At 51.5% G+C, this 24,732-nt stretch carries 23 protein-coding genes and 1 pseudogene; 10 read left to right on the plus strand and 14 right to left on the minus strand.

Annotated features, from left to right (window positions below; genetic code table 11):
* Positions 1-2: 2 nt before the first annotated feature.
* Complete coding sequence (locus tag LZP73_RS05300; protein ID WP_234233422.1) at positions 3-569, minus strand: hypothetical protein; 567 nt, start codon at positions 567-569, stop codon at positions 3-5.
* Between the two features lie 1,419 nt (positions 570-1,988).
* Positions 1,989-3,314, minus strand: a complete 1,326-nt coding sequence (locus LZP73_RS05305; protein ID WP_234233423.1) for a serine hydrolase domain-containing protein — start codon at positions 3,312-3,314, stop codon at positions 1,989-1,991.
* Positions 3,315-3,772: 458 nt separating this feature from the next.
* On the opposite strand from LZP73_RS05305, the gene LZP73_RS05310 reads away from it, so the two are divergent.
* The 4 genes from LZP73_RS05310 (at position 3,773) to LZP73_RS05325 (ending at position 7,946) form a co-directional block, all read left to right on the plus strand.
* Positions 3,773-4,735 carry a Gfo/Idh/MocA family protein gene (locus tag LZP73_RS05310; protein ID WP_234233424.1) on the plus strand — a complete coding sequence of 321 codons (963 nt, stop codon included), beginning with the start codon at positions 3,773-3,775 and terminating at the stop codon, positions 4,733-4,735.
* Positions 4,736-4,837: 102 nt separating this feature from the next.
* Positions 4,838-5,239: a cupin domain-containing protein gene (locus LZP73_RS21440; protein ID WP_234233425.1), complete on the plus strand. Its 402-nt coding sequence runs from the start codon at positions 4,838-4,840 to the stop codon at positions 5,237-5,239.
* 631 nt (positions 5,240-5,870) lie between these two features.
* Entirely contained in the window at positions 5,871-6,878 is a 1,008-nt protein-coding gene (locus tag LZP73_RS05320; protein WP_234233426.1) for a zinc-dependent alcohol dehydrogenase family protein, read from the plus strand.
* 150 nt (positions 6,879-7,028) lie between these two features.
* Positions 7,029-7,946: an SDR family NAD(P)-dependent oxidoreductase gene (locus LZP73_RS05325; RefSeq protein ID WP_234233427.1), complete on the plus strand. Its 918-nt coding sequence runs from the start codon at positions 7,029-7,031 to the stop codon at positions 7,944-7,946.
* A gap of 198 nt (positions 7,947-8,144) precedes the next feature.
* Here LZP73_RS05325 and LZP73_RS05330 read toward each other — a convergent pair whose 3' ends face one another.
* Both LZP73_RS05330 and LZP73_RS05335 read right to left on the minus strand, forming a co-directional pair.
* Positions 8,145-8,927: an SDR family oxidoreductase gene (locus LZP73_RS05330; RefSeq protein WP_234233428.1), complete on the minus strand. Its 783-nt coding sequence runs from the start codon at positions 8,925-8,927 to the stop codon at positions 8,145-8,147.
* On the minus strand, positions 8,924-9,262 hold the full coding sequence (locus tag LZP73_RS05335; protein ID WP_234233429.1) for a hypothetical protein: 339 nt from the start codon (positions 9,260-9,262) through the stop codon (positions 8,924-8,926). Before LZP73_RS05335 ends, LZP73_RS05330 begins: the two co-directional genes overlap by 4 nt.
* A gap of 106 nt (positions 9,263-9,368) precedes the next feature.
* On the opposite strand from LZP73_RS05335, the gene LZP73_RS05340 reads away from it, so the two are divergent.
* Both LZP73_RS05340 and LZP73_RS05345 read left to right on the plus strand, forming a co-directional pair.
* The gene (locus tag LZP73_RS05340; RefSeq protein ID WP_234233430.1) at positions 9,369-10,262 is read left to right on the plus strand and encodes a LysR family transcriptional regulator; all 894 of its coding nucleotides are present in this window, start codon (positions 9,369-9,371) and stop codon (positions 10,260-10,262) included.
* Between the two features lie 569 nt (positions 10,263-10,831).
* Positions 10,832-11,149 (plus strand): annotated as a pseudogene (locus LZP73_RS05345) (transposase); the annotation flags it as partial.
* Positions 11,150-11,182: 33 nt separating this feature from the next.
* On the opposite strand, the gene LZP73_RS05350 reads toward LZP73_RS05345, so the two are convergent.
* From LZP73_RS05350 to tkt, 5 genes are all read right to left on the minus strand, one after another.
* Positions 11,183-12,385, minus strand: coding sequence for an HNH endonuclease (locus tag LZP73_RS05350; protein ID WP_234233431.1), 1,203 nt, complete (start codon positions 12,383-12,385; stop codon positions 11,183-11,185).
* A gap of 434 nt (positions 12,386-12,819) precedes the next feature.
* On the minus strand, positions 12,820-13,887 hold the full coding sequence (gene fba / locus LZP73_RS05355; RefSeq protein WP_234233432.1) for a class II fructose-bisphosphate aldolase: 1,068 nt from the start codon (positions 13,885-13,887) through the stop codon (positions 12,820-12,822).
* Positions 13,888-14,038: 151 nt separating this feature from the next.
* Positions 14,039-15,214, minus strand: coding sequence for a phosphoglycerate kinase (locus tag LZP73_RS05360; protein WP_234233433.1), 1,176 nt, complete (start codon positions 15,212-15,214; stop codon positions 14,039-14,041).
* 187 nt (positions 15,215-15,401) lie between these two features.
* Positions 15,402-16,415, minus strand: coding sequence for an erythrose-4-phosphate dehydrogenase (gene epd, locus LZP73_RS05365; RefSeq protein WP_234233434.1), 1,014 nt, complete (start codon positions 16,413-16,415; stop codon positions 15,402-15,404).
* A 118-nt stretch (positions 16,416-16,533) separates the two neighbouring features.
* Positions 16,534-18,528: a transketolase gene (gene tkt, locus LZP73_RS05370; protein WP_234233435.1), complete on the minus strand. Its 1,995-nt coding sequence runs from the start codon at positions 18,526-18,528 to the stop codon at positions 16,534-16,536.
* A 532-nt stretch (positions 18,529-19,060) separates the two neighbouring features.
* Here tkt and metK point away from each other — a divergent pair.
* Entirely contained in the window at positions 19,061-20,212 is a 1,152-nt protein-coding gene (metK, locus tag LZP73_RS05375) for a methionine adenosyltransferase (protein ID WP_169564720.1), read from the plus strand.
* Positions 20,213-20,295: 83 nt separating this feature from the next.
* Here metK and LZP73_RS05380 read toward each other — a convergent pair whose 3' ends face one another.
* The 4 genes from LZP73_RS05380 to LZP73_RS05395 all read right to left on the minus strand — a co-directional run bounded on the left by LZP73_RS05380 (position 20,296) and on the right by LZP73_RS05395 (position 22,350).
* Positions 20,296-20,859 carry a GNAT family N-acetyltransferase gene (locus LZP73_RS05380; RefSeq protein ID WP_234233436.1) on the minus strand — a complete coding sequence of 188 codons (564 nt, stop codon included), beginning with the start codon at positions 20,857-20,859 and terminating at the stop codon, positions 20,296-20,298.
* A 74-nt stretch (positions 20,860-20,933) separates the two neighbouring features.
* Entirely contained in the window at positions 20,934-21,359 is a 426-nt protein-coding gene (locus LZP73_RS05385) for a potassium channel family protein (RefSeq protein ID WP_169564718.1), read from the minus strand.
* A gap of 90 nt (positions 21,360-21,449) precedes the next feature.
* Complete coding sequence (locus LZP73_RS05390) at positions 21,450-22,043, minus strand: GNAT family N-acetyltransferase (RefSeq protein ID WP_234233437.1); 594 nt, start codon at positions 22,041-22,043, stop codon at positions 21,450-21,452.
* A gap of 103 nt (positions 22,044-22,146) precedes the next feature.
* On the minus strand, positions 22,147-22,350 hold the full coding sequence (locus LZP73_RS05395; protein ID WP_234233438.1) for a hypothetical protein: 204 nt from the start codon (positions 22,348-22,350) through the stop codon (positions 22,147-22,149).
* An 88-nt stretch (positions 22,351-22,438) separates the two neighbouring features.
* Between LZP73_RS05395 and LZP73_RS05400 the strand changes: the two genes are divergently transcribed.
* The gene (locus LZP73_RS05400) at positions 22,439-22,858 is read left to right on the plus strand and encodes an META domain-containing protein (RefSeq protein ID WP_234233439.1); all 420 of its coding nucleotides are present in this window, start codon (positions 22,439-22,441) and stop codon (positions 22,856-22,858) included.
* 71 nt (positions 22,859-22,929) lie between these two features.
* On the opposite strand, the gene LZP73_RS05405 is transcribed toward LZP73_RS05400, so the two are convergent.
* A complete protein-coding gene (locus LZP73_RS05405; protein WP_234233440.1) occupies positions 22,930-23,220 on the minus strand; it encodes a hypothetical protein in 291 nt (96 codons plus the stop codon).
* A 327-nt stretch (positions 23,221-23,547) separates the two neighbouring features.
* Here LZP73_RS05405 and LZP73_RS05410 point away from each other — a divergent pair, with 327 nt between their 5' ends.
* Both LZP73_RS05410 and yjjX read left to right on the plus strand, forming a co-directional pair.
* On the plus strand, positions 23,548-24,000 hold the full coding sequence (locus tag LZP73_RS05410; RefSeq protein WP_234233441.1) for a GNAT family N-acetyltransferase: 453 nt from the start codon (positions 23,548-23,550) through the stop codon (positions 23,998-24,000).
* A gap of 59 nt (positions 24,001-24,059) precedes the next feature.
* A complete protein-coding gene (yjjX, locus tag LZP73_RS05415; RefSeq protein WP_234233443.1) occupies positions 24,060-24,596 on the plus strand; it encodes an inosine/xanthosine triphosphatase in 537 nt (178 codons plus the stop codon).
* The last annotated feature ends 136 nt before the right edge of the window (positions 24,597-24,732 follow it).

A 24,732-nucleotide genomic window follows, 5' to 3' on the forward strand; every position in this document is an offset into this window, starting at 1 on the left:
AACTATAACCAAACCTTAAAAACGGACAAACTCCAGATCAACGTACCTAGAGATATGAACAAGAAAGTGCAGCGCATACACCAAGTAGAGCGCTTTATTTTTAAATCTCTAATATAAGTTATTTTCATACTTTCTCTCACAAGACTAAAAATAATATCATCATAGCTACCAGGCAATAATAAACGCTTCTGTTCAATACTTTTGTTAGCAATAATGGGAAAATTCATAAACAAGTCAATGATTGAGAATGAAAATAAATCGCCATTATAGAATGCACAATTATCACCACCACTAATATTTTCAATAATAGATGTGGGGTTTCTTATAGATACAAGTGCCTTATAAAGAAAAAACAAAGACAGTACCCAAACTATTAACAGTGCGTAAGACAATGCGCAGTAAATCCAAACAGTCTTTATCTGCTGGTAAACCTCATACACTTTTGGAATAGCAACAACAGGAAGAAATACTGCAATGAACAGAAAGCCTAACTTAACATCTATAGCTCTAATGGTATTCTGAGTGTCAGATATGGACTGGTACAAAAACTCAATTTTCTTATCGTTCATAAGTACGCTCCGAAATATAGTAATTTATTCTTACGACCTTACAAGCTTTACCTTCCCTTTAAAGAAAGCCAAGCGCCTCGACAGTCTTAGCTCTTCGGCTGCTAGTTACACTAGTTCCTCCCCTTCTAAGCCGCTTTGAGGGTTAAGCTGAATAAAAAGTGTAAGCCGAGGAAAAGATCATCGAACAGGAGCATGTCGTCGAATTATGGGACAGCTGCGCAGCAGCAGTCCCGTAGAGTAGCAAATCCACAGAGTGGACTTGTTCACCAATACTAGTCCTCAAACAGCTTAAACAGCCCGTATCCTACTGCTGCAATAGCCGCGACTGGGGCAGCAGCCGTAATTATCGCCCCAGCAGCCATACCACCACCAACTGCAGAGCCAACGGCAGCCATCCCAGATGATATTGCTGCGCCACCAGCGAGACCTGAAGCACCTGCTGCTGAGGCTAAAGCTGCTCCTGTAGTGCCAGCGGTAGCTGACATGATGGTTGCAGCAGATCCACCGACTACAGCGGATGCTGTACTAGCAGCGGTCCCCGCGGTAGCCAAAGCTCCAGCCGCACCAACAACAGTAGATTTTTTTGTATTTTCAGACATCCTACTCTTCCTTTTGTATCAATGTTCAAAACGGTATTGCTGCCATAACGCCACACGCAGCGGCAGCTTTAGCTATCCGACTTATCTTGCTTATATAGAAATCCAAGAGTCGTGACAGTCATAACACTTCGCTAGCAAAGAGTTCTTATGATCGCAATTTGAAACCGGGGTTTAGGGAGAGTGGGGGAAAGGAGAAAATAACTGCAATCCATCGCCATGCAGTAACTTGTTTTAAGTTGCTGCCCTCATCCCTGATTAACACCTGTTTCGGAAGTGCAAACCAGATAAATCTTTTGCTACTTTTTGACTGAGCGCAGTGGTTAAGACTTGGATTAGCCATGCCTTAATTATTGTTTTCATTGCAATAGTCAACTGAAAGCCATCGTACTGCATGCCGTATGAAGCAGCAATAGAAAATGAAAATAAGGCCAGAAATTGCTCCGAACTGTCAGAGTGCACCAGTCCCGCTTGAAGCGGCCGCAGGAAGTGTGAGCACATGGCGTAGCCGAGACAAGGACGTCGAGGCACGAGGGTCGAGCAGGATGCGAGTCTCTCGTGTAGCCAAATGTGCGAACACTTCCAAGGGGCTTTCCGCTTCGTCGCGGGTCGATGGGGGAATTGGACAAGGGGGACGGTCGAAACGTCCCTCTTTCCCCGGGTGTGGGTCGGAGACCCACGACTTCCCGTTGTTTGAAAAACAACAAACCCGAAGGGTTTAATCTTGCCAATGGGGAGGGTGTTGGGCACGACAGAGCCGAGGCATTTGCGCTAGGGCAACTGGCCCGCCTCAGCACTGAGTCCTGCCTGGCAGATATCAGGCTTAGTTAACTCTCTGCGCCTTATAGGTATTTACCCCCTTAAGCAACGAAAACCCGGTCGGTTTATTTTCGGCATCGGTTTCAAACCTGACTGTGGCGTCCGGGGCTGTCAGGAAGAAGCTTGCGTTGGCCTCTGGGTGCAGTTCCAGGGGCTTGCTGCCAAGGAGGTTGCTTTGCAGATACAGGCGGTCTGCTTCGGTGAAAACATGGGCTGGCTGCTCCAGCAGCAGGTACTCGCCGGCAACTTTTTGATTCAGTACCAGATCCGGCGCCGTGGCTGACTTTTCCGTCACCTTGAAATCGGGCCAGTGATATTCAGCGGCAATGCTGGTAAAGATTTCCTCAATCAAGGTCATGCCATTGTCGCTGTTGGTCAGCACCACGGCGCCCTGGCCGGTTTTGGTGTAGCCGAACAGTAAGCTGCGAGAGCCTTCAATGCCGCCGCTGTGGCTGAAGCTGGTACGGCTAAAGCTGCTTCCGTCTGACTTTTCCTCAACAAAAAAGCCCAGACCGGTTTCGCCCAGATCTCGGCTTAACATGGTTTTGGTCATTTGACTGGACAGGATTTTGTTTGAGGTGCCGGCGTCCGACTTTTGTACTTCGATAATGATTTTTGCCAAATCTGCTGCTGTGCTCCACATGCCGGCCGCGGCCAGCTCGGGATATTGGTGCCACAAACCTTCAATAGCCGCGCCGTTGACCTCATGTCCTGCGGCGGCATGGCTGCGCTCTGCATCCGGCAAACGGGTGGCGAAGCGGCTTTGGCGCATATCCAAGGGGATGAAGACTGTATCTTGCAAAAGCTGTGGGAACTCCTGTTTGCTGACTTCTGTCATCAGCAACTGGATGATGCTGTAACCGCCGCCGGAATAACGCCACTCTGTGCCCGGTATGGCTTCAACACGCACCGGCGCTGAATTGGCGGGGGCTTCACCATCCAGCACCGCAAGCAGGCTGGGTACGGTTTGCTTTTCCGCATAGCCATGAAAACCATGCACATTGACGCCACCACTGTGATTCAGCAACTGCCGCAGGCTTACCTTGTGCGCTTTGGTGAATTCATTGTCGGGCAGCTGCCAGCTTTTCAGTTGCTTATTGATATCGCCATCCAACTGCAGTTTGCCTTGCTCAACCAGATGCAAGGCCGCCATGGCGCTGACGGCCTTACTAATAGACGCGATTTGAAATAAGGTGTCCGGCGTGGTGCGCTCGTTGCTGCCAACAAGATTCACCCCATAGGCGCGGGCCCACTCAAGTTGGCCATTGTTCACCACTGCTATGCTGACGGCAGGCACCTGGTGGTAGCGCATCCTGTCTTCGAGGCGCATTTTTTGCGCCGATGCGCCCTTGACCACCACAGAACTGGAAAGCCCTTGCTCAACGCGGGCAATTTTCTCATTCAGCGCGCTGGTGTTTGAAGCGTCAGAAGCGTTTGAACTTGCTGCAAAAGCTGCACTTGTGCAGGCAGCAGCCGTGCAGACAGCAAATAGCACAAGGAATAGCAGGGGGGTACGCAGTATTTGTGATCCAGGCATAAGAGGTTCGTCCATGCATTAGCGGCCAGAATGTGACACTAACAAGTTAATTTAACTCACCTTATTGAAAATCTGCCAAGGTTGCAATGGCGAAGCTGTAACCACTAGCTTCACAAATGGCTGTCCCCTGAACTTTCCCCGGGGGTGGGCTGGGTTGGGCGAGTGTGGCCTGGGGGAGAAAGTGTTATGGCTGCCTGGTGTTTTTTGGTATTTTTACCTGCCAAGCGAGTAGGCGTAATGAAGGAAGTATTTTGAAAATTGGATTAGGGATCATAGGGCTGGGCACCATTGGCCGCTTTGTGCTGGAGGGTGCGCTGCAAGACAAGGATTTTGAGGTCAAATGTATTTACGATATAAATCCACCGGTACTTGATGCCGAGCACTATCGCGACATAGAGGTGGCAACCTCGGTGGATGAACTGTTGGACAGGGCCGACATAGATCTGGTGTATATCAGCACACCGCCGGCGACCCATATCGAATACTGTAATCTCGCTCTGGATAAGGGCAAGGCCCTGTGGTGCGAAAAGCCATTGGCAACCAATCTGGAACAAGCCACTGCCCTGGTGCAGCGGATAGAAGCCGCCAATGCAGTGGGCGCCGTTAACCTGTCGCTGGCGACCAGCCCTATCCTCGCCAAGTTGCAGGAACTCATGGACTCAATTCCCAGGGATGACCAAGACCGAGTGGAAATGCAGTTCAGATTCAGCGCCTGGCCGCGTCACTGGCAAAAAGATGCCAGCGGTTGGCTGAGCGGCCGGGAACAGGGCGGTTTTCTGCGGGAAGTCTTCTCTCACTTTGTGTTCATGCACCACAGGCTGATTGGCCCGCTGGCGCTGCAAAGGAGCGAGATAGACTACCCCAGCGAAACCGAGTCCGAGTCCCAGGTGTATGCCCGTTACCTGTCCGGCAATACCCGGGTAACAGTGCATGGGGCCGTGGGCGGCAATGCTCCCGATCTCAACGACTGGACCCTCTATACCAAGGAAAAGTCCATTCGTTTCAGCGATTGGGACAAGATTAGCATAGGCGATCGGCATGGCTGGGTCAGATGCCCGCTGGAAAACAAGGGCTCGGTGACAACCCAACTGGCAGAGGTGAAAAAGATGATGGCGGGGCAAACACACAGGCTCGCCAGCTTCAAAGAAGCACTGGAGGTGCAACGGGTGGTAGAATTTACCATCCGCAACGCCGATAGCCTTGTTCTGGCATAGAGGCAGCGGTGACATTGATTCCGGCCATAATGTCGGTGCCCCGCCCCATCCCAGGGGCAGTTTTTATCGGTCAGTTTTCAGGCCGTTTTCAGGAGATAGGTTGTGACACTCACTAAAATACTGGGTCTGTCGGTGCTTGGCTTGTTTATCTCTGCCCAGGCGCTGGCATCGGAAAAGGTAAAACGGGAAGACAAGCTTTTTCGCAGTGTGCAGGCGGCTCAGGGCAGCCAATTCGTCAAGGCCCAAAGGATAGAAATGGCCCCCGGGGTGGCGGCGCCGGTACACGTTCACCCTGTACCCACCTTTGGGGTGATCAACCAAGGCAGCATAGCCTATCAGGAGGAAGGCGGCGCCGAAGTCATGCTCAAGGCAGGTGATACCTTTTTTGAGCCCAAGGACCTCAAGATCCTCAAGTTTAACAACGGTGGCGACAAACCGGCGGTGTTTACCGTGTTCTACCTGGTCGAGGATAAGGACAGCCAGACGCTGCACCTGGCCCAGTAGCGACGCACCAAATCAAAGGGCAGACGCAACACCAAACCATAGCATCAAGCCATAGCACTAAACCATAGCACCAAATGAGTGGCACTAAGGCCCTGTCGACACTGGGTAATGTCTGATAAGTCAGCAATATGCAGCAAGCGGTTAAGAGTTCGAGGCCAGGGATGGGGCAGCTACCGCCCCTGGCACTACTAACCCTGCGTCATTTATTATCAAGCTTGTCAGATTCAGCCTTGCTGTAAATGCCATTGCACAGGGAGTAGATCAGCGTGCCCAGTATCACCATGGCCGCTCGCGGGCGTCCTAAATGTCTATAAGGACAGCCTAAACTCTTTTGCCGGTAATAAAACATCCTGAACAGAGTCCGTCAGTCCCTGGGTCTGGGTTTGGGGGCAGCAAACACATCAAACGGGGGTTGAGGTGGGAAACCACGATAGGCGAAAGGGGATAGCTCAAAGCCTCGTCAGACAGGCCGAAAAACGCACAGAGATTTGGATATCCCATCTTTACAGTAAGTCGCTCCATTCGATTGTCTCATTCATTTTTGAATTGCTACCATTCAATTTGTTCTATTTCAATTCAATAAAGTATAGCCATACTAAAAGGGTAAATCCAAATAACTGAGGAAATAGCCATGAATAGCAGAATGAAAGCCGCTGTGATAACTGAAGCTGAATTACCGTTAGTCATAACAGAGTTACTGGTTCCAGAACCGAAAGAGCACGAAGTTAGGTTAAAAGTTCAAGCATCAAGTGTTAATCCACTAGACATCAAAATATCAAAAGGCCAAGCGCCTCACGCGAAGCATCCGTATCCAGCGGTTCTTGGTATTGATACTGTAGGTATTGTTGAAAAAGTTGGTACCTCAGTGAAAAACCTAAAGGTAGGTGACAAAGTTTATGGTTTGGCAGGTGGTGTGGGGGGCATCCAAGGCTCCCTTGCTGAATATCAGGTTGTAGATGCGTCATTACTTGCGTTAGCACCGTCTAATATTAGCTCACTTGAGTCAGCTTCGATCCCCCTTATCTTTATCACTGCATGGGAGGGTCTAGTGGACCGAGCAAACGTATCTGCCGGTAAGACCGTCCTTGTTCACGGAGGTGCTGGTGGTGTAGGTCAAATGGTCATACAGATTGCAAAATCTTTTGGTGCCCAAGTTTATGCGACAGGCTATCCAGATGACTTTGATAGCATAAGAGATTTGGGAGCAACTCCGATCGACTTCATTTCTACAACAGTTGAAGATTATGTTCAACAGCACACTGGTGGTGAAGGATTTGATATTGTATACGATACAGTAGGAGGAGAAGTATTAGATAACTCCTTTAAGTCTGCTAAGACTTACGTTGGTCATGTAGTTAGTTGCTTAGGTTGGGGAACTCATAGTATCGCTCCTTTATCATTTCGTGGTGCGACTTATTCTGGTGTGTTTACATTGTTACCAATTCAAACGGGAAAACATCGTGATCATCATGGATATATTATAAGTATGGCGACCAAGCTAGTAGAAAGCGGACAACTGCGCGTTCATCAAGATCCACGCTTTTTCAAATTATCTGAAATAAATCAGGCATACCAATATATTCTTAGTGGGAAGGCTAAAGGGAAGGTTGCTATTAGTATTAGTGATGATAATAGTTAATACAAGTTTCAACACTTCAATAAATGAGGCTAGATATTAATTTATTCGACCTTATTCGCAATATTACACCAAATTAAAATAATTTAGAACAACGTAATAATATTTATCTAAATTCAATAATTTGTGCGGTTAAAAATACACGAGGTTCTTATGATGATTAATACAGGATTTAATTTTAGCTCTACTTCATCTGATGTAATAAAGGATATAGACTTAACGAGAAAAAGAGTCATAGTTACAGGGGGAGCAAGTGGGATTGGAAGAGAAACGGTTCGAACACTTGCTATGGCTGGAGCCAATGTAACCATCGCAGCCCGTCGTCTAGAAGTCGCTGAAGAAGTTGCTTTAGAATTAAGAGCCGATACAGGAAACTCACGAATTGAAGTTCGCAGCTTAGATTTAGCAGACTTACAGTCTGTTAGGGCATTCGTTTCTAATTGGAATGAGCCATTAGATATACTAATAAATAATGCTGGTATTATGGCATTACCCACTTTAGAGCGAACTTCTGAAGGAAGAGAAATGCAATTTGGTACTAACTTCATAGGACATTTTGCATTGACTCTCGGATTGCATCGATATCTAAAGGAGGCTAAAGAGGCTCGGGTGGTGTCCGTTGCATCTAGTGGGAATCTATTTGGACCAGTTCTTTGGGATGATATAGACTTTTCCTTTTTGCCTTATGATCCGCTTATTGCTTATGCACAATCTAAGACGGCCTGTATCTTGTTGTCTGTTGCGATTTCAAGGAAGTGGCATTCTGATGGGATAACCTCCAATGCTCTTAACCCCGGAGCCATCGCTACTAATTTGCAGAGATATACTGGTGGATTGCGTACACCTGAGCAGTATAGAAAAACAGTAGCCCAAGGTGCTGCTACAACAGTTTTATTGGCATGTAGTCCTACCTTGAGAGGTGTTAGTGGACGATATTTCGATGATTGTAATGAGGCTCCAATAGTCAACGAACGCCCGAATGGTAGGCTCTATGGCGTAGCTAGTTATGCACTGGATCCCCAAAATGCAGATCGCCTGTGGGACATAGCAATAGAATGGGTTCAGTTATAAAATTGATACATTCCCCATGTCAATAATATAGTATTTATGTGAATATTCAGTTCAATAAATTAATTTAATATACAAAAACACCCCCGAGAATTATTAATGGGGGCATTTTATTTATGTTAACGGATAATTAATATAATTTTTATATAAAAACACCAATCAGATGATTATGTTATCTTTATGGGATGATGATATATATGGTTAAATAGTAGGTATCGTGCCTCCATCGATAACGTATTCACAACCCGTTATTGAACTCGCTCTGTCCGAAACTAAAAACGTTATTAGATCTGCTACTTCATCTGGAGTGTTTGGCCGCCCAAGTGGTATTCCTCCCAATGACTCCATGATTATCTTTTTTCCACCTTCGTAGTCTGTTCCAGAACTTGCAGCTATTCGTGAAACAAGCCTAGTTGCGGCTTCAGTCTCAATCCATCCAGGAGAAACACGTATTACACGTACTCCATATTTAGAGACTTCTTTGGAAACTGATTTACTGTACGCAGAAAGTGCAGCTTTAGATGCCGCATAAGCTGTGGTAGCTTCTGGTAAAGGAAGGGTGCTTTGTATTGAAGTAACATGAATGACCACTCCTTTATGCCTTTGTACCATTGTGGGCAATATTGACCTATCTAGTCTTACTGCTGGAAATAAGTTCAAAGAAAGTTCTTCATGCCAAATGCTGTCATCTAGTGCTTGGTATCCACCACTGGGACTTTTAGAACCTCCCACTACATGGACGATGATGTCGAGGGGGCCAAATTGTTCATTAGCCACTTGAATTAAAGTATCACAGCCATGTTTAGTCGATAAGTCTGCCTTTACACACTTTAGATTCTTAGTGGAGGTTTCGGGCAACTCCCTAGCAGCAGTAAGCACTCTAACGCCCTGTGCAAGAAGTGCCTTTACAACTGCCTGCCCTGTACCTTTGGTTCCCCCTGTAACAAGTGCAGTTCTTCCTTTTAGCGATAATTCGTAACTCATGCTTTGATCTCCAACTTAATTATCTTCTCGTTTTGAATGTAAAATTCGAACTGTAAATTAATAGGGCTACCAGAAAAGTTACCAACAACTAATGCTATAACCGTAATTTTGTCTCCACTTATATCCACTTGAATAGGTGTCGTCGTATGGCTATACCTTCGATATGCTTCACGCCGCCAAGCAAGAATTTCGTTAATTCCAGTGTATTGTTTCATATCGTCTATGACGACGACATCTTCGTTAAAAGCCTCCTTGTAGGCATCTGTGGAGTCATTTTCATAAAAGTATGTTTTTATTGCCTTAAATCTTTCCAATGTTAACGAGGGGGTAATCATCTGCTCTCCAAGTACAGTTATTCGGTTCATAATTAGTGTAACTCCGCCTCATTAATGTTATAAGTGCAATTATTGTTGATGCGTTATTGAGTGAAATGGGATAATTATGGCTTCTGTTAGTGATTTAGCTGCTGTAAGTGTATTGGCGAAAGAGTGCAACTTTCGTACTGCGTCTGAAATTATTGGAGTATCAACATCTGCACTTAGCCGAACTATTGCGAATGTCGAGAAAGAAGTGGGGGCAAGGTTATTTAATCGAACAACTAGGAGTGTTTCGTTGACGGATGCTGGTAGACATTTCATTTTAAAAATTGAACCAGCGCTAAGAGAGATTAACTTAGCAATATCTGAAGTCAGAGATATAAAATCCCAGTATCTTGGAACTATACGTATCAATGCAGATGAGGCTATTGCAAGACAAATTATAAATCCAACAATTGCTTCATACCTGAAAGATTATCCTCAAATGGACATAGAACTCATTTCCGAAGGGCGATTAGTCGATATTGTCTCAGAAGGTTATGATGCTGGTATTAGAACTATAAACAATATTCCCAAGGATATGATTGCCATTCCTATTGCAATTGATCGAAACATGGCTGTAGTTGCGTCACCAGATTATTTAATGAATAAGAAGATACCAAATACTCCTGATGATTTACGCCTTCATGAATGCATAAGAGAGAAATATCCAAGTGGGCGGAGATATAAATGGGACTTCAAGAGTCAAAATGAGATCATGTCTTTAGATGTGCCGGGAAGATTGACCGTTAACTCCTATAATCTAGTGATAGAAGCTTGTCTATCTGGTGTGGGGATAGGCTATACAGGGTATCATTTTGTTAAGCCCTATATAGAGTCTGGAGAACTATGCCATCTATTGAAAGATTGGACTGTCGAATGGCCTACTTTATGCCTGTATTATCCCCAAGGAAGAAATATCACATCTTCTATGAGAGCGTTTATAGATACACTTAAAAGACAAACTGAAATTGACTAGATCGCGGAAAGCAGTAATTTTAGTTCTGGAGGATGTTTATCATCTGACTTTATTGGGTTGCAACATCCGAAAAAGCCAGCACATGCAACAATTTCAGGTTTAACACTTTCGTTCTAGCGATACTCAATACAGTGATAAAATGGCAGAGACTGTTGTACATACGTTGAAAAAATTAGCTAGCCAAACACTACCATTGTTCAAGATTTAGATATACTTATTGTTATCTAAATAAGAGTAGTCGAGTTACAGAGTCTAACTCATTTTTGTCCAATTTTGTTTTATTGGTGGATCTGTCATGGTGTGACAAAATCCACTGATAAGACACCTAATCTATCGTGATGTTCATAAATGTCTATGAGGACAGCCTAAACACTATTGCACGTAATGAAACATCCTGAACAGAGCCCATCAGTCCCTGGGTCAGGGGGCAGCAAACACATCAAACGGGGGGTGAGGTGGGAAACCACGAGAGGCAAAAGGGATAGTTCAAAGCCTAGTCAGACAGGCCAAAAAGTGCAAAAAGGTTTGGATGTCCTATCCTATCTTCCATTAAAAAGCGCAAAAAGATTTGGATGTCCCATCTTTCACTGGTCATCAAATCCTGGCGCAACAAATGGCATACGCTGTCAGCCTACTTCAAGTACCCGGATTACGTGCGCACGGCGATATACACCACCAATGCCGTCGAGGCCGTCCACCGCCAGTTCCGCAAACTGACCAAGACCAAGGGGGGATTTGCCAATGAAAACAGTTTGCTTAAGCTGCTCTATGCCGGTATGTTGCAGGCGTCAGAGCGTTGGACGCACCCGGTGCAAAACTGGAACCTGACCCTGTCACAACTGTCGATCCACTTTGAGGGACGACTGGATGCTCACATCGAGCTATGACGGGCTGACACAGAATATTGAACACCCTCTATTTTACAGGTTCTTAAAAAAGTCGCGGTGCTGATTCACCTGTCCACTTATAACGTTGAGCTCTTCTATGTTGGATATACCTCCATTAAAGGCTAGAAGTTCCTCTAATTTCAGCTCAACAAACTTACTCAAAGGCTTGATTAGAACAAAGGATTTACCTAATCCAAGAGAATCAATTTGACACTGTTTCAACTGCTTAAAATCCGCACAGCTAATTACCCAGTTTAGTTTCCGATTAATATTCAAATTGAGCGCAACAAAACCATTTGCTGGTATTAGTGATATTGTTGTTCCGTAATCAATACCGCAATGTTCTTTTAAAAAATGGTCTGACTGATTGTGAGCTCCAGCCCCTTTTATCTTGGGTTTAGGATCATCCGGTTTCATCCATAGAGCTTTGTATAGCTCCTCGGCTTCGCCCCCTAGAAGTGCTGATTTTCCAAAAAATACATAGGCTATACCAAGCGCAAGTTTAGCTAAAAACCTAACATCAAAGTCTAGATACATAGCAACCCTATTTTTCAGTTCCTGTCCATTTGAACAATAGCTATGAAAGTACTCTATTCTTTCTTTGTCTAACTCAGTTGCATCTGTAAAGCCTATAGACTTAGGGTCCGCTCCTTGTACTTGTGTACACATTATTTTGTCTACTTTTTTACCACAAAAGGCGTCTTTAAAAGCATTCCATGAAATTTGGGGTGCCTTTAAAGTGCGTTCAGAGAACATGAAGTATGCTCTTGAACGTATTTTTTTTACAGTTCTAGGGTTTCCTCCTGAATACCAATACTTTTGCTCGTCATGGGGTCTAATCCAGAATACCTGTTCACCTAAAGGCCCTAGCCAATATTCGCAAGCCTCATCATCTTTCATTTTAGGTGGGGACAAATCACTAATGCCCATACAGCGAAATGGAAGTCCACTGAACAGAGTTGGAGAAAATAATGAGTACGCAGTTTCATTTAATTGGTTGAAAACCATAAAATCCTTTTCAAATGCAGCATCAACAAACAAGCCGAGATTACTATTGCAATCTTTACACACATCCCTTGTTTTCAAATAATCTGGTGCTTGGCTACCACCAAGAAACTGAGGAATCACATGCTCAAGGCTGAATTTAGCAACTTCTTTATCTTGCCTGCAGTAAATACAGTTATTCATTTTTACCTCGAAAAATATAACCTGTATAACGCGCATACGCGTCATCATTCCCTAGTTCTCAGCACGAGCACACGATCCAACTCAGCACCGCCTGTTTCCTTACGGCCAAGTCAATCTAAGCTACTGGAGTTTATCCATTTTCTCAAGCTACTTCTCTGTAAAGCGTACGCACTCTTGTGTCAAAGAGGATCGAGTTTGCGGTATTCCGGACACATTGCTGACGCTTCAGATAGATAGTCAGGTGCAAGCGGGCGTTTGGCCTTCGCCGGCATGGATGCCGGCGCAGAGCCTATAGGGATAACTCTCTTAACATCAAAAGCCGGCGTGCCAATAGCCTGCTTGCACGCTGTATTGACGACCAAGGCTGCGGCCCAGGGCATCAACTCAGATCCCACTCCTGCGAACACAAAAAAGCCCGCTAATTGCGGGCTTTTTTCATTCCAATCCAAGCGGCTTAAGCCGAATGGCTCAAATTAAACGGCTTAGAGGTTGATCTTGGGGTCCAGCGCACCTGACTGGTAGGCCTTGTACATGGCCTGCAGCGACAGCGGCTTGATCTTGGAGCCCATACCGGCACTGCCGAACGCTTCGTAGCGTATGGTACAGATGTCGGCCATGGCTTCCATGGAGGCCTTGAGGAACTTGCGTGGGTCGAATTCGCTTGGGTTTTCGGCGAGGAACTTGCGTACGGCGCCGGTCGAGGCCAGACGCAGGTCTGTGTCTATGTTGACCTTGCGCACGCCGTGCTTGATGCCTTCGACTATCTCTTCCAGCGGCACGCCATAGGTCTCAGGGATCTGACCGCCGTACTGGTTGATGATCTGCAACCATTCCTGCGGCACAGAGCTTGAGCCGTGCATCACCAGGTGGGTGTTGGGAATGCGGGCGTGGATTTCCTTGATGCGGTCGATGCGCAGCACGTCGCCGGTAGGCTTGCGGCTGAACTTGTAGGCGCCGTGGCTGGTGCCTATGGCGATGGCCAGGGCATCCACATGGGTATCGGCAACGAAACGCGCCGCTTCATCCGGGCTGGTGAGCATCTGATCGTGGCTGAGTATGCCTTCGGCGCCGACGCCGTCTTCTTCACCTGCCTGGCCGGTTTCCAGGCTGCCCAGCACCCCTATCTCACCCTCGACCGACACACCGCAGGCATGGGCGAAGGCCACAGTCTGACGGGTCACCTCGACGTTGTATTCATAGGAAGCCGGGGTCTTGCCATCGGCCATCAGGGAGCCGTCCATCATCACGGAGCTCATGCCCAGCTGAATGGAGCGCTGGCACACGTCCGGATGGGTGCCGTGATCCTGGTGGATACACACGGGCACATCCGGATACTGCTCGATAGCGGCATTCATCAGGTATTTGAGGAACACGGGACGGGCATACTTGCGGGCACCGGCCGAGGCCTGCAGGATCACAGGACTGTCTGTGGCTTCGGCAGCCTGCATGATGGCACGCATCTGCTCGAGGTTGTTTACATTGAACGCAGGCACACCGTATCCATGCTCGGCCGCGTGATCTAACATTTGTCGTAGGGAAATTAACGCCATTTTTTACTCCAATAATAGGGTGACTGTGGCCTTGCGGCACGAGTGCACCTAGGTCGCTATCGTTTGGATGGATCTTTATGCTCTCCGGTATTCGAGCCGGGCTTTCCTGCCGGAGAGCGGTTTCTTATTATATTTTTATCACCGCAGCGTCTTACGCACCACGGGTTTCAAGCATAGCTACCGCAGGCAACTCCTTGCCCTCGAGGAACTCGAGGAAGGCACCGCCGCCGGTAGAAATATAAGACACTTTATCGGCAATGCCATATTTGTCCACTGCCGCCAGGGTGTCACCACCGCCGGCGATGGAGAAGGCCTTGGAATCGGCGATCGCCTGGGCGATGCGCTTGGTGCCTTCACCGAACTGATCGAATTCGAACACCCCGACCGGGCCATTCCAGACTATGGTCCCGGCGCCGGCGATGATCTGTGCCAGTGCTTCGGCGCTGTCCGGGCCTATGTCGAAGATCATCTCGTTGTCGGCCACCTCGGCGACCGGCTTGAGGGTCGCAGCCGCCGTTGGGCTGAATTCAGCCGCCACCACCACATCGGTCGGCACAGGAATATCGGCGCCGCGGCTTTGGGCATTGGCCACCAGACGCTTGGCTTCGTCGATAAGATCGGCCTCATACAGCGACTTGCCGACATTGAAACCCGCCGCGGCGATGAAGGTGTTGGCTATGCCGCCACCCACCACCAGCTGATCTACTATGCCGGACAGGCTCTCGAGCACGGTCAGCTTGGTCGACACCTTGGAGCCACCCACTATGGCCACCAGCGGCCGGGCCGGGTTATCCATCGCCTTACCCAAGGCATCGAGTTCCTGGGACAACAGGGGACCGGCACAGGCAACAGGCGCATAGAGGCCGACCCCATGGGTCGAGGCCTGGGCACGGTGAGCCGTGCCGAAGGCATCCATCACATAGACGTCACACAGGGCAGCCAGCTTCTTCGCCAGCGCTTCATCGTTCTTCTTCTCGCCGACATTGAAGCGCACGTTCTCGAATACCACCACTTCACCGACGCCAACCTCGACGCCATCCAGATAGTCGTTCGCCAGGCGCACCGGGCAGTCCAGGGCCTTGGCCAGGTAATCGACCACCGGCTGAAGGGAAAACTCGGGATTGAACTCGCCCTCGGTTGGGCGGCCCAGGTGGGACATCACCATCACGGCGGCGCCCTTCTCCAGCGCCAACTTGATGGTGGGCAGTGAGGCGCGCAGGCGCGCATCGCTGCTGACGACACCCTTGCTGACAGGCACATTGAGATCTTCACGAATAAGCACCCGCTTACCCTGAAGCTCCAGGTCTGCCATCTTGATAATTGCCATAGTAACGCTTCCTTTTAATCGAAAAACAAACTGGTTTCACTTTTATGCGCCGCTCAAGCGGCGGCGTGAATCTCTGTTTTCGTCGGCGGCCTGGCATTCAGGCCCGGCCACCGACGCTTATCCTGGTGTCTATTTCTGACTTACTGCCTATTTCTGGCTTACTGCCCATGGCCCCTTTGGATTGCCGCTAGAGTTTGGCCTGGATCATCGCCAGGCTGGTGTCCAGCATGCGGTTGGCAAACCCCCACTCGTTGTCGCACCAGAGCAATAACTTCACCAGATGGCCGGCACTGACCCGGGTCTGGGTGCCATCGACTATGCTGGATCTGGGATCATGGTTGAAGTCGCATGACACCAGAGGCTCGTTGGTATAGCCGAGAATGGCGTTGAAACTGCCACTGGCCGCCAACTCCAGCACATTGTTGACCGTCTCTATGTCGACCCGCTTCTCCAGGGTCACGGACAGGTCTATGGCGGTCACATTGATGGTAGGTACCCGTACCGAGATGGCTTCGAACTTGTCTTTCATGTGCGGCAATATGCGCTCTATGCCGCGGGCCAACTTGGTATCTACAGGTATGATGGACTGACCCGCGGCCCGAGTACGGCGCAAGTCGTCATGATAGGCGTCTATCACCTGTTGGTCGTTCATCGCCGAGTGGATGGTGGTGATGGCACCACTCTTGACACCAAAACGCCGGTCGAGCACGTCGATAACGGGCACGATACAGTTGGTGGTACAGGAGGCATTGGAGACGACCGTATGCTCAGGGCGCAACAAGTCATGGTTGACGCCATAGACTATGGTGGCGTCGACATCGTTGGACGATGGATGGGCAATCAGCACTTGCCTGGCGCCTGCGAGCACATGGGCCTCGCAGCTCTGCCTGTCTATGATGGCCCCCGTGGCTTCATAGACTATGTCTATGTCCAGCTCACCCCAGGGCAGCTTGGCGGGATCGGTCTCATGCAGCAGCTTGATGGCATCATCGCCTATCAGCAACTGCCCGTCACCCAGCTTGACCCGGCTCTGGAAACGCCCGTGGGTGGTGTCGTATTGGGTCAGGTGCGCTATGGCTTCGGGCTTGGCCAGTTCGTTGATGGCCACTATCTGGATCTCTTGACGCTTGCCAGACTCATATAAGGCACGAAGAATTGAACGACCGATACGGCCATAGCCATTGATTGCGACACGGATCATTGAGGTCTCAGCTTCCTCTCATATTGCTTTTCGGATACAAAAACGGCCTGCAACTGATTGCAGGCCGTATTATACAGATTAAAGGTACAAAAGTTTAACCTTTTGCACCCGGCACTCATTAGTTCAGTGCGTTAACTGTGTTCACCACATTTTCCACTGTGAAGCCGAAGTGCTGCATCAGCACGCCGCCCGGGGCAGACTCGCCGAAGGTCGTCATGCCAACCACGGCACCGTCGAAACCGACATACTTGCACCAGAAGTCACTGTGAGCCGCTTCGATGGCGACACGCTTGCCGACGGCGCGTGGCAACACGGCTTCCTTGTAGGCCGCATCTTGCTTGTCGAACTCAGTGGTCGACGGCATGGACACGACGCGCACCTGTTTGCCTTGCTCCGTCAGGGCAGCGGCGGCATCGACCGCCAGCTGTACTTCAGAGCCGGTGGCGATCAGGATAACATCCGGCGTGCCGGCGCAATCTTTGAGCACATAACCGCCCTTGGCGACGTTGGCCAACTGCTCGGCGCTGCGGGCCTGGGCCTTGAGGTTTTGACGGCTGAACACCAAGGATGTCGGTGCGCTGCGACGTTCGATGGCGTTTTTCCAGGCCACGGCGGTTTCGGCCGCATCGCAAGGGCGCCATACCGCCATGTTAGGCGTCATACGCAGGTTAGCCAGTTGCTCAACGGGTTGGTGGGTCGGGCCATCTTCACCCTGACCTATGGAGTCATGGGTATAGACGAAGATGTTCTGTATGCCCATCAGGGCCGACATACGTACCGCATTGCGGGCGTATTCCATGAACATCATGAAGGTCGCGCCATAGTTGATGAAACCACCATGCAGCGAGGCACCGTTCATTATGCCGCTCATGCCGAATTCACGCACACCGTAATAGATGTAGTTACCGGCAGGATCGTCCTGGATGCCCTTGGAGCCTGACCAGAGGGTCAGGTTGGAGCCGGCCAGATCCGCCGAGCCGCCCAGCAGCTCTGGCAGCATGGCGCCGAAGGCACCTATGGCATTTTGCGAGGCTTTACGGCTGGCGATGCCTTCGGCCTTGTCCTGACATTCCTGGATGAAGGCCTGGGCCTTGGCATCGAAGTCGGCAGGCAATTCGCCCTTCAGCACCCGGCGCTCGTACTCGGCGGCCAACTCGGGGAAGGCGGCCTTGTAGGCGGCCAGCTTGTCGTTCCAGGCGGCTTCACGGGCATCACCCGCAGCCTTGGCATCCCAACCTGCGTAGACATCGGCAGGGATCTCAAACGGAGGGTAATGCCAACCGAGGAATTCGCGGGCGGCGGCGATTTCGGCATCACCCAGTGGCGAGCCGTGGCAATCGTGGCTGCCGGATTTGTTTGGCGAACCGAAGCCTATGATGGTCTTGCAACAGATCATGGTCGGCTTGTCGGTGACCGCCTTGGCGGCTTCGATGGCGGCGCGAATGGCGTCGCTGTCGTGGCCGTCGACGCCGGCGATCACATGCCAGCCGTAAGCTTCGAAGCGCTTGGGGGTATCGTCTGTGAACCAGCCTTCGACGTGACCGTCGATGGAGATGCCGTTGTCATCCCAGAAGGCGATAAGCTTGCCCAGGCCCAGAGTACCGGCCAGTGAACAGGCTTCGTGAGAGATGCCTTCCATCAGGCAGCCGTCGCCGAGGAAGCAATAGGTGAAGTGATCTACTATGTCGTGACCCGGGCGGTTAAACTGCGCCGCCAGGGTTTTCTCGGCGATCGCCATGCCCACGGCATTGCTTATGCCTGCGCCCAGCGGGCCTGTGGTGGTTTCTACCCCTGGGGTATAACCGTATTCAGGGTGGCCCGGAGTCTTGGAATGCAACTGACGGAATTGCTTCAGTTCTTCTATCGGCAGCGCATAGCCTGTGAGATGCAGCAGAGAGTAGATCAGCATGGAGCCATGACCGTTGGAGAGGATGAATCTGTCCCTGTCTGCCCATTTTGGGTTGTTCGGGTTGTGCTTGAGGAAATCATTCCACAGCACTTCAGCGATATCCGCCATACCCATGGGGGCGCCTGGGTGGCCGGAATTGGCTTTTTGAACTGCGTCCATACTTAAGGCGCGGATAGCGTTTGCGAGTTCTTTACGGGAAGACATGCTCTCTCCTGCTTGTGTGTGAGGTCTAGCGGGCAATTTGGAGCCATATTTTCCCCTACCCGGCCCCGTGACGCAAATTAAAATTCGCGCCCGGGTTCTCCCGGCGCCGGCTGGCAAAGGCCTGAGCTCGGCCCATGCCCAAGACGGACCTGGCCACAGTGAAAACAGCGTTAAATAAATGTGTTGATTATCAAGGGTAAATGTTAATCATCGGCCGATTGCAGACCTGGCTGGCTGCCCGCCATGGAGGCCAAGGCCGGCACTAGCCCACTCGGGGGCTACTTTTGCCCGGGTTTTGCCTGGGGCGGCTTAGGCGACGGCGCGGCGCAGGCAAGATGAAAACACGATAGAATTCAGCCGGGTAAAGCATATCCGCCCAGTTGAAGCCCCCCTACCCGAGTCATAACTTGGGGGGATATTGCACAAATATTCGCTCTGGGGGGTGTCATGGCAGGCGATTTCCACTAAAATGGCCGTCTAGATGTAGATGCTTCTACACGTTTAAATTGTTACTGGCGAGATTTTCCTAATTATGGCAAAGCACTTGTTCACCTCTGAGTCGGTCTCAGAAGGTCATCCCGATAAAATTGCAGATCAGATCTCTGATGCTGTGCTCGACGCCATTCTGGCGCAAGATCCCAAGGCGCGCGTCGCCTGTGAAACCTATGTCAAGACAGGCATGGTATTGGTCGGTGGTGAAGTCACCACCTCTGCCTGGGTCGACATAGAAGAGCTGACCCGCAAGACGGTACGCGACATAGGCTACACCCACTCGGATATGGGCTTCGATGCCGATTCCTGTGCGGTATTGAACGCCATAGGCAAGCAATCACCCGATATCAACCAGGGTGTAGACAGGGCCGATCCCCGTGAGCAAGGCGCCGGCGATCAGGGGCTGATGTTTGGTTACGCCAGTAACGAAACCGATATTTTGATGCCTGCACCTATTACCTATGCCCACGCATTGGTGAAGCGTCAGTCCGAAGTCCGTAAGGATGGCACCCTGTCCTGGTTGCGTCCGGATGCCAAGAGCCAGGTCACCTTCGCCTATGAAGATGGCCAGATTGCCGGCATAGACGCCATAGTGCTGTCGACCCAGCATTGCGACAGCGTCAGCCAGAGCGAGCTGATCGAAGGCGTGATGGAAACCATCATCAAGCCGGTGCTGCCGTCACAATGGTTGAACAAGGACACCAAGTTCTTCATCAACCCGACTGGGCGTTTCGTTATCGGCGGCCCCATGGGCGATTGCGGCCTGACCGGGCGTAAGATCATAGTCGACACCTACGGCGGCATGGCCCGTCACGGTGGTGGCGCCTTCTCGGGTAAAGATCCCTCCAAGGTTGACCGCAGCGCCGCCTACGCCGCCCGTTACGTGGCCAAGAACCTGGTCGCCGCCGGCCTGGCAGCCCGTTGTGAGTTGCAGGTGTCTTACGCCATAGGCGTGGCCGAGCCAACCTCCATCAGCATAGAAACCTTCGGTACCAGCAAGATATCCGAAGAGCGGTTGATCCAACTGGTGCGTCAGCACTTCGATCTGCGCCCTTACGGCCTGACCGAAATGCTCAACCTGGCCCGCCCCATCTACCAGGCGACTGCCGCTTACGGCCACTTCGGCCGCAACGAGTTCCCTTGGGAACAAACGGATAAGGCCGAAGCCCTGCGCGCCGACGCGGGTCTGTAATCGAGCCTGACCGCAGTCATACTAAAAAAACCGCCCATGGGCGGTTTTTTTATGTCTGTCTATTCTTGGCACCAGCGCCGGGCTCAGCTCGACTCGCTCAGGAGCAGATAATAGTCCCGGCCGGCGAAGCCGAAATAATCCAGCACCCGCATCTTGCCCTTACCCGCATGCGCCGCATAGGACAGCTGATTATCTTCGGCGATGAAGGTCAGCATATAGGGGAAACTCGGCGCCACTTCTTGCCTCAAGCGCGCCAGCAGGGCCTCGAAGATCCCCTGGCCCCGGCACTCTTTCTTAATCCACACAGGGCCATATTGGCAGGTGTTGCTGCGGCTGAGACCATGCTTGCCACCGAGTGCGGGATCATCGGCCGTTAGCCTGGGCAAGCGCTGCAACAGCGCCCGGTAGATGGGCCAGGTCTCGAAAAACTGCCAGCGACCGGCGATCACATAGGCCACTATCTCACCGGCCAGCTCAGCCACCAGCAGCCAGTGGTTTTGGATCAACTCGCCAAGCTCGGCCCTGGAGAAGGCCTGGCCCTGAAAGCCCTCGCCACTGCCTGCCGCCAGCTCATCCTTGAGGTACTGGCGCTCCAGCCGTGCCAGGGTATCGGCATCCTCCGCTCTGGCCAATCTGATGTGGAACATAGTTACAAGCTGCCTCTAGGGCTGAATTTAACGGCAGGATACCAGCCATGCTGCCGAAACGACAGCCCGGCACTTCACCTATTATCCCAATAGCGCTGCATCTCGTAATACAGGAATGAGGCGGTCCAGGTGATCAGCAGCAGGCCGGTCAGGGCTTCGAGGCCAACCAGATGCCTGATATGCCCATGGGGCACTATGTCACCCAGCCCCAGAGTGGTGAAACTGATATAGGAAAAATAAACACAATCGAGCAGAGAGCCACTGAAGTTACCGCTCAGATGCCCCCAGTCCCGAAAGTGTGGCAACAGATAGTAACCCAGGGCAAACAGCCAGATCTCCAGGCTGTGGGCTATGATGGCGCCAAACACGCCGCAGACTATCCTGAATCTGTGTTTCAACTTCATTCTGGGGATCAGCACAGACATGCGATAGAGGAACTCGTAGTGAATGAGCACGGCCAGGGCGATGATCAAGCCATTAACCAAAAATACCGTCAGCATAGACTGCCCCATCTGAGAGCACACTCACTTATCCGAGAAGACACTCCTCTGAGGATAGCCTATCCGTCCGGGTTGAACCTTGGCCGGTGCTCAGCTCGACTGACTGAGTCCCAGTTTGCTGAGTAAATTGCGTTTTACCGCCGGCCACTCGCCGGCGACGATGGAATAGATCACTGTGTCCCTGAGGGAGCCGTCTTTCATTATCATATGATGGCGCAGTATGCCGTCCTGCTTGGCACCTAAGCGTTCGATGGCGGCGCGGGAGGCCAGATTGAAGAAATGCGTCCTGAATTCGACGGCGATAGCGTCACAGGACTCGAACAAGTTGTTCAGCAGCAACAATTTGCACTCGGTATTTATTGGGGTACGACGCACCGAATCTGCATACCAGGTATAACCCAGCATGGCGCGCTTGTTGCCGGCATCGACCTGGTAGTAGCGCGTGGTGCCGACAATCTTGTCCGTGGCTTTTGCCCGCACGGCATAGGCAATATCGCCGTCTGCGGCCGCCGCCATGGCGTTGGCGACATAGGCGCCCATGTCCCCGGGCGCGGGCACATTGGCAAACCACAGCTTCCAGGACTCCCCATCCCGAACGGCTTGTGCCAACGCCGGCACATGGGCCTCAGCCAGGGGCTCCAATACGACAAATTCACCTTCCAGTACTTCAGATTTAATCCACATCCGGTTTCAGTCCTTTATGTTTCACCCAATCAACAAACCCATAATCAAAATCAGCCATAGCCAAGCCAGGCCGAACCCACTCGAGTCTCGGGCGCATCCCAGGCTAGTTAAGCTCTTGCTGGCGCTTCATCCATTCGATAACCAAGACCACAGGATAGGGTGACATGAACACCAATCCCAGGCCTATCGAGGTGGCGATGAGTAGCATGCCCTGCAGTTCCAGCGACCAATCGGTCAATAGGTATACAGTCGAGCCACAAAGGAGCATGAAGCATCCAAGCCAATGCACAATTTTCAGCATTTTCATCAGTTTTTATCTCGAAAGCCAGAGTAAACCACTTTTCATTCGGGGTTAAGCTTGTACACTATAGGCCGCAAAAACAGTAGGATCTATCATGATAAAACAGACACTCTTTCTCGGCACACTTCTTTTAGGTCTGTCAGCCTGCCAAAGCAGCCCAAATCCTGACGTTGAGGATCTCGCCTTGATGGGCCATTGGCATGTCGAACGTATATTGGACAAGGCCGTCCTGGACTACAGCCCGGCGCAACTCAGCTTCGCCGCCGACGGCAGCTTGTCGGGCAACAATAGCTGCAACAATTTCTTTGGCCAATACCAACAGCAAGGTGAAAGGCTCACACTCGCACCCGCAGGCACGACCATGAAGGCCTGCGTCGATGCCTTGATGGCCCAGGAAAGCAGCCTGATGCAGGCGATGGTGTTGGTCGCGGCCGCCGAGCTTAAGGGCGATAAATTAGCCCTGCTGGATGCCAAGGGCAGGCCATTGCTGCTGCTGAGACAGGAACAACAATGATTGAAGAACGGCGCCGCAACTGCGGCGCCGTTCTTGTCTGAGCGTGCTTTTCTAAGGACAGATATTCCCGTTCAGGCTGAAAACCGGCCACTGGCCTTGGCGCCTATGCTGAGACTATGCAGGGCCGCCGGCGGTTGCTCCCGCTCGATAAGGTAACTCCAATAGGCGTCGTCGAAGCCGCAAAACCAGGAGGCCGCCTTGCCTTCGTCCCTGAGAATGAGTCGCCACCAGACTATGCCCCAGAGACCGAACGTCAGCAGCGTCAAGCAAAAATGCAGCGGATGCCGCACCCCGGCGGTACCGGGTTCGGCCCTGACGGGGGGGTGGCTGCCATGCCCGTCTGTGTCTCTTATCTGTGCCATACTGTCTGCGCCATACTGTCTGTACCCTGATCACCCGCCCTGTAACATCCAAGCCGTCAGCACCAGAGTAAAGTTTAGCAGGCCAGGACCCGGGTCGTATGCCGCCCGGGCGCTGCAGGGGAAATTTACGCCCCGCGAGTCCCATGCTAAAGTGCGGTTCCATGCTAAAGTGCAGTCCCATGCTAAAGTGCAGTCCCATGCGCCGATGCGGTAGCGGCTGAAGGTGTCCCGCAAGCATAACAACCAAGCCATGGCAGCAAAGCCAGAGCACCGAAGCCAGAGCACCGAAGCCAGAGCGCAGCCCAGACAAGAGAACAAGGAACCCAGATGCAGATACGTAAAGCCGAACTCGCCGATGTCCCGGCCTTGGTGGCATTCAATCAGGCCATGGCCGCAGAAACCGAAGGTTTACGGCTGGACGAGGCCACGCTCACCCTGGGGGTGACTACCCTGCTGCAGCGAGCCGAGAAGGGGTTCTATCTGGTGGCCGAGATAGCCGGCGAGATAGCAGGTTCATTGCTGGTGACTTTCGAGTGGAGCGACTGGCGCGCCAAGGATTATTACTGGATCCAGAGCGTCTATATCCGCCCCGAGAACCGTCGCCAGGGCATCTATGGCCGCCTGTATCAGCGCGTCAAAGAACTCGCCGCGGCCAACGGCGGCGCCGCCAGTTTCCGCCTCTATGTGGAGCAGGAAAACACCAGGGCGCAGCAGACCTACCAGGCGCTCGGCATGGAGCAGAGCTACTACCTCATGTATGAAGAAAAGCCAACGGCCTGATTGGGACCCTGGCGCCTGCCGAGACATGTGAAACCAGCAACCGAGAGAAAATACACGCCATGCAACAAGCCAATATTCGGGTGCGGGTCGGCTCGACCAACCCGGTAAAAGTCAACGCGGCCCGCAACGCCCTGACACAGGTCTTTCCCCAGGCCAACATAGACTGCCAGGGCATGCATGCCCCTTCGGGCGTCGCCGAGCAGCCGATGACGGAAACCGAGACCCGGGAAGGCGCCATCAACAGGGTGCGCTTCTGCCAACAGGCGGTCGAGGCCGACTTCTATCTGGCGATGGAAGGCGGGGTCGATGCGTTCGACCATGGTCCTGCAACCTTCGCCTATATCGCCATCGCCAGGGCGGAGCAGCTCTCCATAGGCCGCAGCGCCCTGCTGCCGTTGCCGCCCAAGGTGCATCAGGCGCTGCTGGCCGGCGAAGAACTGGGCCATGTGATGGACAGGCTCTTCAACACGGTCAACATCAAGCAGCAAGGCGGGGCCATAGGCCTGCTCACCCAGGGACATGCGACCCGGGAGAGCATCTACACCCAGGCGATCATCCTGGCGCTGGCCCCCATGTTGAATCCACAATGGTACTAGCCCCAAGCCCCAGACCCCAAGCCCTAGACCCCAGGCCCTGAAGCAGTATGAATCCCGAGGAGCAACCCATGTCTGAAACCAAGCCTAAGCCGGCGAGCCGGGCCAATGCCGACCTGGCTCCCGGAGCCGCCACGGC

Origin of the sequence: Shewanella sp. AS16 (assembly GCF_021412365.1) — a bacterium.
GTDB lineage: Bacteria > Pseudomonadota > Gammaproteobacteria > Enterobacterales > Shewanellaceae > Shewanella > Shewanella salipaludis.

Coding starts and splice junctions, on each gene's coding strand:
- LZP73_RS05360 (WP_234233433.1), bottom strand. CDS start 15,214: ATGGCAATTATCAAGATGGCAGACCTGGAGCTTCAGGGTAAGCGGGTG.
- epd (WP_234233434.1), bottom strand. CDS start 16,415: ATGATCCGTGTCGCAATCAATGGCTATGGCCGTATCGGTCGTTCAATT.
- LZP73_RS05385 (WP_169564718.1), bottom strand. CDS start 21,359: ATGCTGACGGTATTTTTGGTTAATGGCTTGATCATCGCCCTGGCCGTG.
- LZP73_RS05405 (WP_234233440.1), bottom strand. CDS start 23,220: ATGGCACAGATAAGAGACACAGACGGGCATGGCAGCCACCCCCCCGTC.
- tkt (WP_234233435.1), bottom strand. CDS start 18,528: ATGTCTTCCCGTAAAGAACTCGCAAACGCTATCCGCGCCTTAAGTATG.
- LZP73_RS05400 (WP_234233439.1), top strand. CDS start 22,439: ATGATAAAACAGACACTCTTTCTCGGCACACTTCTTTTAGGTCTGTCA.
- LZP73_RS05305 (WP_234233423.1), bottom strand. CDS start 3,314: ATGCGCCTCGAAGACAGGATGCGCTACCACCAGGTGCCTGCCGTCAGC.
- LZP73_RS05350 (WP_234233431.1), bottom strand. CDS start 12,385: ATGATGACGCGTATGCGCGTTATACAGGTTATATTTTTCGAGGTAAAA.
- metK (WP_169564720.1), top strand. CDS start 19,061: ATGGCAAAGCACTTGTTCACCTCTGAGTCGGTCTCAGAAGGTCATCCC.
- LZP73_RS05325 (WP_234233427.1), top strand. CDS start 7,029: ATGATGATTAATACAGGATTTAATTTTAGCTCTACTTCATCTGATGTA.
- LZP73_RS05380 (WP_234233436.1), bottom strand. CDS start 20,859: ATGTTCCACATCAGATTGGCCAGAGCGGAGGATGCCGATACCCTGGCA.
- LZP73_RS05390 (WP_234233437.1), bottom strand. CDS start 22,043: ATGTGGATTAAATCTGAAGTACTGGAAGGTGAATTTGTCGTATTGGAG.
- yjjX (WP_234233443.1), top strand. CDS start 24,060: ATGCAACAAGCCAATATTCGGGTGCGGGTCGGCTCGACCAACCCGGTA.
- fba (WP_234233432.1), bottom strand. CDS start 13,887: ATGGCGTTAATTTCCCTACGACAAATGTTAGATCACGCGGCCGAGCAT.
- LZP73_RS05340 (WP_234233430.1), top strand. CDS start 9,369: ATGGCTTCTGTTAGTGATTTAGCTGCTGTAAGTGTATTGGCGAAAGAG.
- LZP73_RS05335 (WP_234233429.1), bottom strand. CDS start 9,262: ATGATTACCCCCTCGTTAACATTGGAAAGATTTAAGGCAATAAAAACA.
- LZP73_RS05300 (WP_234233422.1), bottom strand. CDS start 569: ATGAACGATAAGAAAATTGAGTTTTTGTACCAGTCCATATCTGACACT.
- LZP73_RS05410 (WP_234233441.1), top strand. CDS start 23,548: ATGCAGATACGTAAAGCCGAACTCGCCGATGTCCCGGCCTTGGTGGCA.
- LZP73_RS05320 (WP_234233426.1), top strand. CDS start 5,871: ATGAATAGCAGAATGAAAGCCGCTGTGATAACTGAAGCTGAATTACCG.
- LZP73_RS05395 (WP_234233438.1), bottom strand. CDS start 22,350: ATGAAAATGCTGAAAATTGTGCATTGGCTTGGATGCTTCATGCTCCTT.
- LZP73_RS05330 (WP_234233428.1), bottom strand. CDS start 8,927: ATGAGTTACGAATTATCGCTAAAAGGAAGAACTGCACTTGTTACAGGG.